Here is a 14,429-nt window from a genome sequence, read left to right on the forward strand (position 1 = left end):
ACGTCATCGACCCCTGCAATGATGTGGGAATGATCGAACACGACGTACTCGATACGGGACTGGGCGACGCGGACGACGACGACTTCGACGAGGCGGTCGAGGCTGCCGACGAGCAGCTGCCCGACGGACGGTACCTCGACCGCGAGATCAGCTGGCTGTCGTTCAACCAGCGCGTGCTCGAGCTCGCCGAGGACCCGACGGTCCCCGTCCTCGAACGGGCCAACTTCCTCGCGATCTTCGCCAGCAACCTCGACGAGTTCTTCATGGTGCGCGTCGCGGGCCTGAAGCGTCGCATCGTCACGGGTCTCGCCGTCCCGACCAATGTCGGCCGCGCTCCGCTCGACGTCCTCGCCGACATCTCGGCCGAGGCCCACCGCCTGCAGCTCCGGCACGCTGCAGCCTGGACCGATCACGTGCGCCCGGCCCTGGCCGAGGCGGGCATCGAGGTCGTGTCGTGGAACTCCCTCGACGAGGAGTCCGCGGTGCGGCTCACCGAGTACTTCCAGCGCAATGTCTTCCCGGTGCTCATGCCTCTGGCCGTCGACCCGGCGCACCCCTTCCCCTACATCTCCGGGCTCTCGCTGAACCTCGCGATCCGCATCCGCAACGCACGCACGGGTCGCCAGGAGTTCGCCCGCCTCAAGGTGCCGCCGATGCTCCCCCGCTTCGTCGAGGTGCCGGGCGACGGACCCGGCGTGCGCTACCTCCCCCTCGAAGAACTCATCTCCAACCACCTCGGCGACCTGTTCCCGGGGATGGAGGTGCTCGATCACCACGCGTTCCGCCTCACCCGCAACGAGGACATGACGATCGAGGAGGACGAGACCGAGAACCTCATCCAGGCACTCGAGGCCGAGCTCCTGCGTCGCCGGTTCGGCCCGCCGATCCGCCTCGAGATCACCGAGGACATGGACGACCTGACCCGCGACCTGCTGCTCAGCGAGCTCGACATCACCGAGCAGGAGGTCTACCGCCTGCCGGGCGCCCTCGATCTGCGCGGGCTGTTCGACCTGTCGCGCATCGACCGTCCCGACTTGCACTACCCGCCGCACGTGCCCAAGACGGCCCTGGCCTTCCAGCCGGCGGAGCAGAACGGGCGGGCCGATCTGTTCGGCGCCATCCGCAAGGGCGACGTGCTCGTGCACCACCCGTACGAGTCGTTCGCGACGAGCGTGCAGGCCTTCCTCGAGCAGGCCGCGCGGGACCCGCACGTCCTGGCCATCAAACAGACCCTGTACCGCACCTCGGGCGACAGTCCGATCGTGCAAGCGCTGATCGATGCTGCCGAAGCGGGCAAGCAGGTGCTCGCCCTGGTCGAGGTGAAGGCCCGGTTCGACGAGGCCAACAACATCGTGTGGGCACGCAAGCTCGAGAAGGCCGGCGTGCACGTCGTCTACGGTCTCGTGGGCCTCAAGACCCACTGCAAGCTCGCCCTCGTCATCCGCGAGGAAGAAGGGCGTCTGCGCCACTACAGCCACGTCGGAACCGGCAACTACAACCCCAAGACCAGCCGCATCTACGAGGACTTCGGCCTCTTCACGGTCGACGATCAGGTCGGTCGCGACCTCACCCGTCTCTTCAACGAGCTCAGCGGGTACGCGATCGAGAAGAAGTTCAAGCGCCTTCTCGTGGCGCCGCTGCACCTGCGCAAGGGGCTGCTGCGCCACATCGAGCGCGAGCGCGTCAACGCGCTCGCGGGGAAGCCGTCGGGCGTCCGCATCAAGGTCAACTCGATGGTCGACGAGCAGATCATCGACGCCCTCTACCGCGCCAGCCAGGCCGGCGTCCCGGTCGAGGTCTGGGTGCGCGGCATCTGTTCGATCAAGCCCGGTGTCCCGGGAATGAGCGAGAACATCCGCGTGCGCTCGATCCTGGGCCGCTACCTCGAGCACTCCCGCATCTTCGCGTTCGTGAACGACGGCGACCCGCAGGTGTTCATCGGCAGTGCCGACATGATGCACCGCAACCTCGACCGCCGCGTCGAGGCGCTCGTGCGCGTGGTCGACCCGAAGGAGCTGCAGGAGCTCTCCGACCTCTTCGATCTCGCGATGGACGAGGGCACGAGCTCGTGGCACCTCGGAAGCGAGGGCGAGTGGATCCGTCACAGCGTGGATGCCGAGGGCGCACCGCTCATCGATATCCAGGAGCACACGATGGCGCGGATCCAGCGCAAGCGCCGGTCGCGGGCGGTCCGGTGACCGAAACCGCCGTCTACGCCGCGGGCGGCGTGGTCTGGCGCATGGTCGAGGGCAAGTACCGCGTGCTCCTGATCCATCGCACCAAGTACCGCGACGTGACGCTCCCCAAGGGCAAGGTCGACCCCGGTGAGACGCTGGCCGAGACCGCGGTCCGCGAGATCCGGGAGGAGACCGGCATCCGGGTCGCCCTCGGGGTGCCCGTGGGCGTCTCGCGGTACCGGATGCCGAGTTCGCGCACGAAGATCGTGCACTACTGGGCCGCCGAGGCGACCGACGCGGCGGTGCGCACATCGACGTTCGTGCCGAACAAGGAGATCGCGGCGATCGAGTGGGTGGGGCTGAAGAAGGCGCGCAAGCACCTCAGCTATCCGGTCGACATCGAGATCCTCGACGAGTTCGTGCGTCTGGTGGACGAGCAGGCCCTCCCGACGTTCCCGATCATCGCGTTGCGTCACGCCAAGGCCCGCGCCCGGGAGGAGTGGAACCAAGAGGATGCCGCGCGCCCGCTGAGTCCGCGAGGTCGACGCCAGGCGAACGCGATCGTGGGTCCGCTCCTCGCGTTCGGTGTCCGGCGGATCGTGTCGAGCCCGGCCGAGCGGTGCGTCCGCACGGTCGTGCCGTTGTCCGCCGCGCTCGCGCAGCGCGTGCAGATGTCGGCGGCGATCAGCCAGGACGCGTGGGAGGAAGGTCGCAGCGACGCCCGCAGCGTCGTCGGTGAACGCGTCCGTGCCCGCAAACCCGTGGTCCTCGCCAGCCACGGCCCGGTGCTGCCCGAGATCATGCACGAGCTGGCGCTGGCCACCGGCACGATGCGGGGGTCGTACCTGGGAAGTTCTTCGGCCCTCGAACCGGCCGCGTTCTCTGTGGCCCATATCCCCGTCGCCCACCCCGGGTCGGGGATCGTCGCGATCGAGACGCACGAGCCGCAGGTGTGACGCTCCCCGCCGACGTGCGCCTCACGTGGCGGCGCATCCCCGAGGGTGTCGAGCGCCGCACGGTCGCGCGGGCGCTGCTCGCCGAGCTGCTTCCTGGGGCGACGTTCGTGTCGCGGTGCCCGTCCTGTGGCGGCGACCATGGTCGCGTCCGGGTCTTGGGGACGGATGCCGCGGTCTCCGTGTCGTACGCGGAGGGGTGGGCGTTCGTGGTCGCGGCGGCCGGATGGGGGCGCGTCGGGCTGGATGCCGTCCCCGCGTCCGCGTCGGGATTGGATCGCGTCCTGCCGGGCGGAGACGCCCGGTCGTGGGCGCGGGTGGAGGCGGTTCTCAAGGTCGACGGCCGCGGGCTGGCCGTCGACCCGCTCCGCGTACGGTTCGCCGACTCGGCAGCGCCCGGCGAGGAGTGGACCGCGTCGGTCGACGACGGCGCCGCCATCTCCGGCTGGGACGTCGCCGGTCCATCCGGCGTCGTGCTGGCCGTGGCGGCCGACCTCGGCGTCGCGCATCCTCAGTGATCCACGCAACCTCAGCGCCCCGGCATCCCTCCCGACTCACCGAACGCGAATCGCCGACCTTGCGCCGCGCGGTCAGGGCAGCGAGGGAACCTCGGCGCGATCGATCCACAGCGACAGCAGCTCCACGGCATCCGCTCCCCCGGCCGCACGGACCGCGGCACGGAAATCGTCGGTGCCGACGAGGGCGTGGCGGTGGGCGGCCGTCCACCCGCGGACGAGGTCGAAGAACCGGTCGTCGCCGATGCTCCGCCGCAGCGCGTGGAGGGTGAGCGCCCCGCGCTTGTAGACGCGGTCGTCGAACATGTCGTCGGGGCCGGGATCGGTCAGGAGCAGATCCTGCGGCTTCGCGGTCAGACGCTCGTGATGGCCGCGCGCGCAGTCATCGGCTGAACGACCGCCGGATGCCTCGGACCACAGCCACTCGGCGTAGCAGGCGAATCCCTCGTTGAGCCAGATGTCGCTCCAGCGGGCGATCCCGACGCTGTTGCCGAACCACTGGTGGGCGATCTCGTGGGCGATGAGACGCTGCGCCGCGGGGACGAGGTGGTTCATGCCGAACACGGCCAGCCCCTGCGCCTCGAGCGGGATCTCCAACTCGTCGGCCGTGACGACGAGCGCGCAGGCCTCCTGCGGGTAGGGGCCGAAGAGACGGTCGAACACGCGCAGCATCTCGGGCACGGGGGCGAACGCCCGGTCCGCCGCGGCGGCGAGGACAGGGGGCGCGGTGACGGTCACCGCGGGGACGCCCGCGGCCCCGGAACCCGAGAGGGCACCGGTGCGGTAGCGGCCCACGTGGACGGCCGCGAGGTAGGTGGCCGTCGGGACGTCGGACGTGAACGTCGAGGTCACCCGTCCGCCTCTGCGGCTCACCGCACCCGCCACCCCGGTCGCGGCGACCGTGTAGCCGTCGTCCACGGTGATCCGCAGGGTCATGCGCGCACGGTCGTCGGGGCGGTCGTTGCACGGGAACCAGGTGGGGGCGCCGATCGGCTGGCCCGCCACGAGAGCCCCGTCCGTGAGCTCCTCCCAGCCGACCGCACCCCAGCGCGATCGCCGCGGGCCGGGTGCTCCGGCGTAGGCCACCTCGACCTCGAACGGCTCCCCCGGCGCGAGGGGCCGGGGCCCCGCGACGCGCAGCTTCCCCGCCGCCGCCGAGAAACGGGCGGGAGCGCCGCCGACACGGACTCGCGTGGCGCGGAGCCCGACGAGGTCGAGGACGACGGAGGTCAGATCCTCGGCGGCGACGGCGGCGATGACCGCCGTGCCCTGGAGGCGGTTCGTGCGGACGCGGTAGTCGAGGGTGAGGTCGTACGACACCACGTCGTACCCGGCGTCGCCGCTCTGCGGAGCGTACGGATCGACGCCGCTCACGTGGTCGACTGGTAGGCGCGCACCTTCACGGCGCGCCAGGGGCCGATGGGGTTGCCGCTCCAGCGCGAGCCGACCGGGACGGTCTCCCCCCGCATCACGAGCGACGCGGGGCCGACCGTGGCGTGCGCGCCGAGCGTGGAGGCGGGGAGCACCACGCTGTGCGGCCCGAGGGTCGCACCGGGTTCGAGCTCGACGGTGTCCATACTCATGATTCGATCATGGAAAAGGTGGGTCTGGACGACGCACCCGCGGTTGACGGTCGACGCGTCCCCGAGAGTGACCAGGTCCGGCTCGGGCAGCCAGTAGCTCTCGCACCACACGCCGCGGCCGATGCGGGCGCCGAGGGTGCGCAGCCAGACCGCGAGCGCGGGCGTGCCCGTGGCGGCGCGCGCGAACCAGGGCGCCGCGACCATCTCGGTGAAGGTGTCCGACACCTCGGTGCGCCACACGAAGCTCGACCACAGCGGCTGTTCCCCCGCGCGGATGACACCGACGATCGCCCACTTCGCCAGGGTCGAGATCCCGGCGGCGACGGCACCGGCGGCCAGCAGCACCACGCCCGAGAGCAGGAGCGTCCCGACCGGACCGATGGCATCCCAGAGCCCCGCGAGCGCGAACAGCACGGCCAAGCCGATCGCGCAGGTGACGACCACGGGGACGAAGCGGCCGAGTTCCCACAGGGTTCGCGCGAGACGGAGCCCCGGGCCGGGGTTGTACGTGCGCGAATCGTCGCCCTCGGCCGACAGACGTCGCAGTCGCACCGCGGGCGACCCGAGCCACGAGGATCCGGGCTTGGCTTTCAGCGGTGCCGCCGACAGCACCGCGACGAGGCCGTCGCGCGGCACGCGGTGGCCGGGGGCCGCCATGCCGGAGTTGCCGAGGAACGCCCGCTTGCCGATCCGCACCGATCCCACGCGCATCCAGCCGGCGCGCAGTTCGTACGACGCCACCATCGTGTCGTCGGCGAGGAACGCCCCGTCCTCGATGCGCGTCATCGTCGGGAGGAGAAGGACGGTGGATGCCTCGACGTCGCGGCCCACGCGCGCACCGAGCATCCGCAGCCAGACGGGGGTGAACAGGCTCGAGTACAGCGGGAAGAGGATCGTGCGCGCCGAATCCAGCAGCCGCTCGATCGTCCACGCCTGCCAGGCGACGCGGCTGCGCACGGGGAACGTCCCCTCGACCAGTCGGATCGAGAAGACCCGGACGAGCAGCACCACGGATGCCGCGAACACCAGGCCGGTGACGGCGACACCGGGCACAAGCCAGGCGAAGGCGGCTCCGGCCGCGGCGGCGAGGGAGCCGGCATCCCGCATGCCCTGTGCGACGACGAGTCCCCCGACGGCGAACGACAGCAGCGGGAGGAGGGCGAGGAGCACGGCGGAGCAGGCGTAGGCCCACAACCAGCGCGTGGGGGCGGACGGCCGCTCCGTCGGCCAGCCCTTCGCCGTCCCCCCGACACGGACCGCCGGAGACCCGGCCCAGGACTGGTCGGCCTTCACGCGTCCGAAGACCGCCGATCCCGGCGCGATCTCGGCGCGGCGCCCGATGCGCGTCCCCGGGGCGAGGGTGGAGCGCGCGCCCACCGTGGCCTCGCTTCCGATGCGGACCTCACCGATGCGCACGAGGTCTCCATCGATCCAGTAGCCGGTGAGATCGACCTCGGGTTCGACCGACGCGCCGTCGCCGACGACGAGCATGCCGGTCACCGGAGGCAGGGCGTGGAGATCGACGTTCCGGCCGATGCGGGCGCCCAGCGCGCGGGCGTAGTACGAGACCCACGGCGCTCCGGCCAGCCCCACGGCGTCCACCTGCGCGGCGATCTGCTCGGCCAGCCACAGCCGCACGTGCACCCCGCCCCCGCGGGGGTAGTCCCCGGGACGGACCCCGGCCAGCAGCAGCCGCGCGGACACCACGGCGATCGCCATGCGCCCGAACGGGGTGGCGAACACCACCAGCCCGGTCAGCAGAGCGGGCCAGGGGACGGACGGCAGCACCTCGAAGCCGGGGACGAGCTGCAGGATCGCCGACGCCGTGAGGAGGTACAGCAGCCACCTCACCCCCGACAGGATGAACAGCGGGGCACCGAGGAGGGTCTGGACCCACTGCGTCGCCCGCGGCGTCGGAGCCGGCCGATGGAACACCGCGGGCGCGTCGTCCGTGAGCTGGGGGCCGAGGGCCTTGGCCATCGCCCCGAGACGCGGGACGTCGTAGATGTCGGCGACCGAGAACTCGGGCACACGCGCGCGGATGCGCGACACCAGTTGCGCCGCCGACAGCGAACCTCCGCCGAGATCGAAGAAATCGGTTTTGCGATCGCTGACCGGCAGTCCGAGAACGGCCTGCCACTGCTCGGCCAGCCAGGTCTCGTCGGCGGAGAAATCGGTCGCGGCCGGGGCATCGACGCCCGGCAGCGGCCACGGCAGCGCGGCACGATCGACCTTCCCGGAGGTGCGGACGGGAAGCTCGTCGACGACCCCGAGCAGCGGGATCGTCGCGGCCGGCAGGCTTTCGGCGAGCGCCGCGCGCGCGGCGGCGCGGTCGAGCACGGCGCCGTCCTCCATGACGAGGTAGCCGACGAGGATCGGCACTCCGGCCTCGGTCGTGCGCACGGCGACGGTCGCGGCGTGCACGCGCGGCAGATCCTGGAGCGCCGACTCGACCTCGCCGAGCTCGATCCGGCGGCCGCCGACCTTCACCTGGTCGTCGGCGCGGCCCTGGAAGACGAGACCCTCGCGCTCGAAGCGGACGAGGTCGCCCGAGCGGTAAGCCCGCTCCCACCCCAGCGTCGGCATCGGCGCGTACTTCTCGGCATCCTTGGCGGGGTCGAGATACCGGGCGAGGCCCACTCCCCCGATGATCAGCTCGCCGACCTCGCCCTCGGCGACGGGCTGCCCGTCGCCGTCGACGACCGCGAGCGCCCAACCGTCGAGCGGGAGCCCGATGCGCACGGGCGGCGAGCCGTCCAGCGGTGCGGCGCACGCGACCACCGTCGCCTCGGTGGGGCCGTAGGTGTTCCACACCTCGCGCCCCTCGGCCACGAGCCGGGCGGCGAGTTCGGGGGGACACGCCTCGCCGCCGAAGATCAGCAGCCGCACGTTCTCGATCGAATCCGCCGGCCACATCGCGGCGAGGGTGGGGACCGTGGAGACCACGGAGATGCCCTGGCGCAGCAGCCACGGCGCGAGGTCCTCGCCTGAGCGGACGAGCGAGCGCGGGGCGGGGACGAGGCACGCACCGTGCCCCCACGCGAGCCACATCTCCTCGCACGACGCGTCGAAGGCGACCGAGAGCCCCGCCAGGACACGGTCGCCCGGTCCGAGCGGGTCGCCCTGCAGGAACAGCCGCGCCTCGGCCTCGACGAAGGCCGCCGCCGACCGGTGGGTGACGGCCACCCCCTTGGGCACCCCGGTCGAACCCGACGTGAAGATGATCCAGGCGTCGTCGTCGACGGTCGGCGGCGCGACGATCGGGACGGCGTTGGTGCGGGGGTGCGGAGCCTCCCCGTCGTACAGGCGTACGAGGTCGTCGCCCGCCGCGACGAACTCGCCGTCGCCCGCGATGATGCCCCTGACCCCGGCCTCGCCGAACACCAGCCGCGCACGCTCGTCGGGATCGTCGGCATCCACCGGCACGTACGCGGCGCCGGCGGCCATCACGGCGAGGATCGAGACGTACAACTCCTTGGAGCCCGACGGCATCCGGACACCGACGCGGTCGCCCCGGCGCACTCCGGCCTCGTGCAGCGACGCCGCCGTGCGCCAGACGCGCGCGAGCAGCTCGCGATAACTGAGGGCGCCCGAGCCGTCGTCGATGGCGGAGGCCTCGGGATGCCGTGCGGCCACGTCTGCGAGGATGTCGATCAGCGTCCGCGGCGCTGCGGCGGCACTCGTACGGTCGAGCATCGCCTGGGGGGAGAACGCAGGGGTCGTCACGGGGGTGAAGCGTACACAGGCCGGGAAAACACCCCGGAACGGCCGCACTGGTTCACCTTCCGTTCACCCGTGCAACGCACTCTGGTAAGGGACGGTGTTTACCGTGCGGGAGAACCCTGCACCGGGTTCGTGTCCCCGACATGCGAAGGATTCACATAGTGAAGCTCTCCCGATTCGCCCAGCTGGGCGCCGTGGCCGCCGTGGCCTCTCTCGCCCTCGCCGGCTGCGCCTCCTCCAGCGGCGGCACCTCGGAGTCGTCCCCGTCCGCCTCCTCGGCCGACGTGGCGTTCACGATCGACCCCAGCCTCGCCGGCACCATCACCGCCGGTGGCTCCAGCGCCCAGGCCAACGCGCAGGCCGCGTGGACCGCCGCATACAACGCCACCGCCAAGGGCGTGACGATCAACTACGACAAGTCGCAGGGCTCCGGTGGCGGTGTCACCAACTTCCTCAGCGGCGCGTACGACTTCGCCGGCTCCGACTCGCCCCTGAACGCCGACCAGACCACCCAGTCGAAGGCGCTCTGCACCGACGGCGGCGTGAACATCCCGATCTACCTCGACGGTGTCGCGATCATCTTCAACATCCCCGGCGTGAGCGAGCTGAAGCTCAGCGGCGAGACCATCGCGAAGATCTTCGCGCTGCAGATCACCGACTGGTCCGACCCGGCCATCACCAAGGACAACGGCACGGCACTGGCCGCGGGTCCGATCACGACCGTCGCGCGTTCGGACGGCTCCGGCACCACGACGAACTTCACCAACTACCTCGCCGCGACGCAGTCGTCGGTCTGGACCTCGCCCGCGGGCAAGGACTGGCCGATCGAGGGCAACGTGTCGAAGCAGAAGGGCGGCTCGGGCGTCGTCGAGGCCGTCAAGGCCGGCTCCGGCACCATCGGCTACGCCGACCACTCGGCCATCGGCGACCTGAAGTCCGTCGCGATCATCCAGGACGGCACCGCGATCCCCTTCAGCCCCGAGGCCGTCACGGCGACCTTCGCGGCCGCGGCGGTGGACGCCGACAACGGCGTCCCCGGTGACCTGTCGAAGAAGTTCGACTACACCAAGCTGACCGCCGAGACCTACCCGATCCCGCTGGTCTCGTACGCCATCACCTGCACCGAGTTCAAGGACACCAAGCAGGCGGAGCTCGTGAAGTCGTACCTCGGCTTCATCACCAGCTCGCTCGGCCAGCAGGTCGCCGCGAAGAACGCCGGTTCCGCGCCGCTCCCCGAGTCGGTCCTCGCGGACGCCGCGAAGACGCTCGAAGCGATCAAGTAAACATCTCTCGGATCCGAACCGGTCCGCACCTCGGTGCGGGCCGGTTCGGGCTGATCGGAAGCGTCGATGTCCGCATCGACGCTTCCGCTGAGCCCGACCATCCTCAGAGAGAATCCCGACCCGAGGAGCACACCATGACCATTGCCGAGAACGAGGTCAGCCGTGGCTGACACCGTCTCTGCTCCCCCGGCCGGGGACCGTTCCACGATCGTCGGCAAGCGCCGCGCGGGAGACACCGTCTTCCTCGGCCTGTCGATGACGGCCTCGATCTCGATCATGATCATCCTGGCGGGTGTCGCGATCTTCCTGATCATCAAGGGCCTCCCCGCGATCACCGGCGACTGGACGCAGGGCGACCTCGCCGGCTACCAGAACGGCTCGTGGACGAACTTCTGGGAGTACGTCGGTCCGCTCCTGTGGGGAAGCATCTGGGCGGCGCTCATCGCGATGGTGCTCGGCACCCCCGTGGCGATCGGCATCGCGCTGTTCATCTCGCACTACGCCCCGCGTCGGATCGCCGGAGCGCTCGGCTACATCGTCGACCTGCTCGCGGCCGTCCCGTCGATCGTGTTCGGCCTGTGGGGCATCATCGTGATGCGCCCGCTCCTCATCCCGCTGGGTGAGTTCCTGAACACCTACTTCGGGTGGATCCCGCTGTTCGCCGGCTCCCCGTCGAGCACCGGGTCGACGCTGCTCACCGGCTCCGTGGTGCTCGCGGTGATGATCCTCCCGATCGTCACCTCGATCACGCGCGAGATCTTCCTCCAGACCCCGCGCCTCCACGAGGAAGCCGCCCTGGCCCTCGGAGCCACGCGCTGGGAGATGATCCGTCTGGCGGTGTTCCCCTACGCCCGCAGCGGCATGGTGTCGGCCACGCTCCTCGGTCTCGGGCGCGCGCTCGGCGAGACGATGGCCATCGCGCTCATCATCTCGCCCAGCCTCATCTATTCGGTGCTGATCCTCACCGACGGCTACAACTCGCAGACGATCGCCGCCAACATCGCGCTGAACTTCCCGATCGCGACCGACCTGCAGCGCTCGGCGCTCATCGGCACCGGTCTGATGCTGTTCGTCGTGTCGCTCGCGGTGAACATCCTGGCCCGCTACATCATCAGCGCGACCGGCCCGGGGGCGAAGGGTCGCAGGAAGGGGAAGCGCTCGTGACCACCACCAAGGCCCCGTCGGCGGCGGCGTCCGCCTCGACTCCGCTCGCGCTCACCAGCGGTCAGCTCCCCCGCTACATCGAACCGGCGATGCTCGTCGGTGTCGCGGTGCTGGTCGCCGGCGTCCAGTTCCTCGTCGGCGGCTTCCACCTGCCGAGCTGGCTGATCCTCACCGCCCTGCTCTACCTGATCGCGATCGCCGTGGGCTCCGCGATCGTCGAGAGCCGCCGCAAGGCCGTGGATCGCGTCGTCCGCGGCCTCGTCACCGCCGCGTTCCTTCTCGCGGTCGCTCCCCTCATCTCGACGCTGTGGACCGTGGTCTCGAAGGGCCTCGCGGTCGTCAACTGGAACTTCATCACCCAGACGGGCGGCAGCGCCTTCGACCCCGACACCCTCGCGGTCGTCGCCACACCCGGCGCGCTCCAGGCGATCGTCGGGACGCTCATCATCACGGGCATCGCGGCGCTCATCTCGGTTCCCATCGGTGTGCTCGCCGCCGTCTACCTCGTCGAGTACGCGCTGCCGACCAACCCTCTGCGCCGCACGATCACGTTCCTCGTCGACGTCATGACCGGTATCCCCTCGATCGTGGCCGGTCTGTTCGCGTTCTCGTTCTTCGCGCTGATCGTCGGCCCGAAGGCGTTCAGCGGGTTCTCGGCATCCATCGCCCTGTGCGTGCTGATGATCCCCATCGTCATCCGCTCCACGGAAGAGATGCTGCGCCTGGTGCCCGCCGACCTGCGCGAGGCGTCGCTCGCCCTCGGCGTGCCGCGTTCGGCGACGATCATCAAGGTCGTCCTGCGGACCGCGGCGAGCGGCATCATCACCGGTGTCGTGCTCGCCGTGGCCCGCGTGGTCGGCGAGACCGCGCCGATCTTCATCGCGGCCAGCTTCACCGACAACTTCAACTCCAACCCGTTCGACGGTCCGATGCAGACCCTCCCCGTGATGGCGTACACCGCGTACAGCTTCCCGGGGCAGGACATCGACGCCTCTCAGGCCCAAGCCTGGGGCGCGGCATTCCTGCTGGTCGTGCTCGTCGTCATCTTCAACCTGATCGCCCGCATCGTGGCTTCGGTGTTCGCACCGAAGGCACGCTGATCCCAGGAAGGCCCCCGTGTCCAAGCGCATCGAGGTCGAAGACCTCAACGTCTACTACAGCGACTTCCTCGCGGTCGAAGGCGTCTCCATCGACATCCAGCCTCGTACCGTGACGGCCTTCATCGGCCCGTCGGGCTGCGGAAAGTCCACGTTCCTCCGCACGCTGAACCGCATGCACGAGGTCATCCCCGGCGGACACGTCAAGGGACGTGTCCTCGTCGACGGCGACGACCTGTACGGCCCCGGCGTCGACCCGGTGCTCGTGCGTCGTCACGTCGGCATGGTGTTCCAGCGTCCGAACCCGTTCCCGACGATGTCGATCCGCGAGAACGTCCTGGCGGGCGCTCGCCTCAACAACAAGCGCCTCTCCAAGGGCGACGCCGACGCGCTCGTCGAGAAGTCCCTGCAGGGCGCGAACCTGTGGAACGAGGTGAAGGACCGCCTCGACAAGCCCGGCGGCGGCCTCTCCGGCGGTCAGCAGCAGCGTCTGTGCATCGCCCGCGCCATCGCGGTCTCGCCCGACGTGCTGCTGATGGACGAGCCGTGCTCGGCCCTCGACCCGATCTCGACGTTCGCGATCGAGGAGCTCATCTCGGAGCTGAAGAACGACTACACGATCGTGATCGTCACGCACAACATGCAGCAGGCCTCGCGCGTGAGCGACAAGACCGCGTTCTTCAACATCGCCGGCACCGGCAAGCCCGGCAAGCTCATCGAGTACAACGACACCGCGACGATCTTCACCGCGCCCACCGTGCAGGCGACGGAGGACTACGTCTCCGGACGCTTCGGATAAGCACCGCACCGCACGATGGCCCCGCACCGCGCGGGGCCATCGTCGTCTGCGGGCTCAGTCGCGCGGCGAGAGCAGGTAGGCGTTGAGCTCGGCCGTGATCGCGCGGTCGACGACCTTCCCCTCCCCGTCGACGGCCGAGATCGGGGCGGCCAGCCGGACGCTCGAGAGCACCCAGGCTGCATCCGCGCGCTGCAGGTCGGCCACCGGCACCGTCTCGTACGCGGTCTCGAAGCCTCGCTGCGCGAGGTGGGCGAACAGGCTCCGCTGCGTCGTCCCGTGCAGGATCCCGGCGTGCGGCTCCGGGGTGATGAAGCGGTCGCCGAAACGGAGGACGACGGATGCCGTGGGGGCCTCCAGCACGAACCCGTCGCTCGTGACGAAGACGGCGTCGTCCGCGCCGCGCCGCTTCGCCTCGCGGATCGCGGCCATGTTCACCGCGTACGACAGCGTCTTGGCCCCGAGCAGCAGCCACGGCGCCCGCGCGGGTGCGTCGAGGGCGTATCCGCGGTCGAGCGTCGCGATGCGGACGCCCTCGGTGCGCGCGCGGGCGCTGTCGGGCGCGTCGGCCAGGGTGACCCACGCGGTGGGCCCGGGGCCGTGCTCGACGCCGCGGCTGAGGATCAGCTTGATCACACTCTCCCCCGCGGGGGCGTCGGCGGCGACCCGCGCGATCGCGGCGCGCCACTGGTCGAGGTGCGGTTCCGGCAGCTCGCACAGCGCCGCCGAGTGGCGCAGGCGGGCGAGGTGCGGCTCGACCTCCTGGGGGTGCCCGTCGACCACGCCGAGCGACTCGAAGACGCCGTCGCCGCGCTGCGCGCTGAGGTCGCCCACGCGCAGCGCGGGTGCGTCGGGCGCGACCGAGTGGAAGGTGTCGGCGTAGTCCTCCCGGGGGGAATCGGATGCCACGGGGTCGATCAGAAGGACGGAACGCCAAGCCATGGATCGACCCTATGCCCGCTGCGCCGACACGCCCGGGGTTCGTCAACCCCCGCCGTCGAGGGAATGTCTCCGTGGGGTGCTTGTTACACTTTCATAGCCGGGCCGCAGTAACCCCGGGCTCCATCTTCTGCCGCTATGAGCGGCCTTGCGCCGAGAGGCGTTCTGCGGCCCGGCACTTTCTTTTCCCGCGTGCGTG

Annotated in this window: 10 protein-coding genes; 7 read left to right on the forward strand and 3 right to left on the reverse strand. The window is 70.6% G+C overall.

The window, feature by feature from the left end:
* The first annotated feature begins 29 nt into the window (after positions 1–29).
* The 3 genes from BW982_RS13750 to BW982_RS13760 are packed head-to-tail and all read left to right on the forward strand — an operon-like array spanning position 30 to position 3,648.
* Positions 30–2,198 (forward strand): RNA degradosome polyphosphate kinase, encoded by a 2,169-nt coding sequence (locus BW982_RS13750; RefSeq protein ID WP_076494174.1) that lies wholly within the window; start codon positions 30–32, stop codon positions 2,196–2,198.
* On the forward strand, positions 2,195–3,133 hold the full coding sequence (locus BW982_RS13755) for an NUDIX hydrolase (protein ID WP_076494176.1): 939 nt from the start codon (positions 2,195–2,197) through the stop codon (positions 3,131–3,133). Before BW982_RS13750 ends, BW982_RS13755 begins: the two co-directional genes overlap by 4 nt.
* A complete protein-coding gene (locus tag BW982_RS13760) occupies positions 3,130–3,648 on the forward strand; it encodes a 4'-phosphopantetheinyl transferase family protein (RefSeq protein WP_076494178.1) in 519 nt (172 codons plus the stop codon). The genes BW982_RS13755 and BW982_RS13760 overlap by 4 nt, the downstream gene beginning before the upstream one ends.
* A gap of 72 nt (positions 3,649–3,720) precedes the next feature.
* On the opposite strand, the gene BW982_RS13765 is transcribed toward BW982_RS13760, so the two are convergent.
* A complete protein-coding gene (locus BW982_RS13765; protein WP_076494180.1) occupies positions 3,721–5,019 on the reverse strand; it encodes a M1 family metallopeptidase in 1,299 nt (432 codons plus the stop codon).
* Positions 5,016–8,924, reverse strand: coding sequence for a Pls/PosA family non-ribosomal peptide synthetase (locus BW982_RS13770; RefSeq protein ID WP_083696700.1), 3,909 nt, complete (start codon positions 8,922–8,924; stop codon positions 5,016–5,018). The genes BW982_RS13765 and BW982_RS13770 overlap by 4 nt, the downstream gene beginning before the upstream one ends.
* A 188-nt stretch (positions 8,925–9,112) precedes the next feature.
* Between BW982_RS13770 and BW982_RS13775 the strand changes: the two genes are divergently transcribed.
* The 4 genes from BW982_RS13775 (at position 9,113) to pstB (ending at position 13,294) form a co-directional block, all read left to right on the forward strand.
* Positions 9,113–10,234 (forward strand): phosphate ABC transporter substrate-binding protein PstS, encoded by a 1,122-nt coding sequence (locus BW982_RS13775; RefSeq protein ID WP_076494183.1) that lies wholly within the window; start codon positions 9,113–9,115, stop codon positions 10,232–10,234.
* A 162-nt stretch (positions 10,235–10,396) separates the two neighbouring features.
* Entirely contained in the window at positions 10,397–11,398 is a 1,002-nt protein-coding gene (gene pstC / locus BW982_RS13780) for a phosphate ABC transporter permease subunit PstC (RefSeq protein ID WP_076494185.1), read from the forward strand.
* Positions 11,395–12,498: a phosphate ABC transporter permease PstA gene (pstA, locus tag BW982_RS13785; protein ID WP_076494187.1), complete on the forward strand. Its 1,104-nt coding sequence runs from the start codon at positions 11,395–11,397 to the stop codon at positions 12,496–12,498. Before pstC ends, pstA begins: the two co-directional genes overlap by 4 nt.
* A 16-nt stretch (positions 12,499–12,514) precedes the next feature.
* On the forward strand, positions 12,515–13,294 hold the full coding sequence (gene pstB, locus BW982_RS13790) for a phosphate ABC transporter ATP-binding protein PstB (RefSeq protein ID WP_076494188.1): 780 nt from the start codon (positions 12,515–12,517) through the stop codon (positions 13,292–13,294).
* A gap of 54 nt (positions 13,295–13,348) precedes the next feature.
* Here pstB and BW982_RS13795 read toward each other — a convergent pair whose 3' ends face one another.
* A complete protein-coding gene (locus tag BW982_RS13795) occupies positions 13,349–14,233 on the reverse strand; it encodes an aminodeoxychorismate lyase (RefSeq protein ID WP_076494190.1) in 885 nt (294 codons plus the stop codon).
* Positions 14,234–14,429: the final 196 nt, after the last annotated feature.

Source organism: Microbacterium sp. RURRCA19A, from assembly GCF_900156455.1.
GTDB lineage: Bacteria > Actinomycetota > Actinomycetes > Actinomycetales > Microbacteriaceae > Microbacterium.

Excerpts from the sequence above, each read along its gene's own strand:
- BW982_RS13750 (WP_076494174.1), top strand. The coding sequence starts at position 30 with ATGATCGAACACGACGTACTCGATACGGGACTGGGCGACGCGGACGAC.
- BW982_RS13795 (WP_076494190.1), bottom strand. The coding sequence starts at position 14,233 with ATGGCTTGGCGTTCCGTCCTTCTGATCGACCCCGTGGCATCCGATTCC.
- BW982_RS13770 (WP_083696700.1), bottom strand. The coding sequence starts at position 8,924 with ATGCTCGACCGTACGAGTGCCGCCGCAGCGCCGCGGACGCTGATCGAC.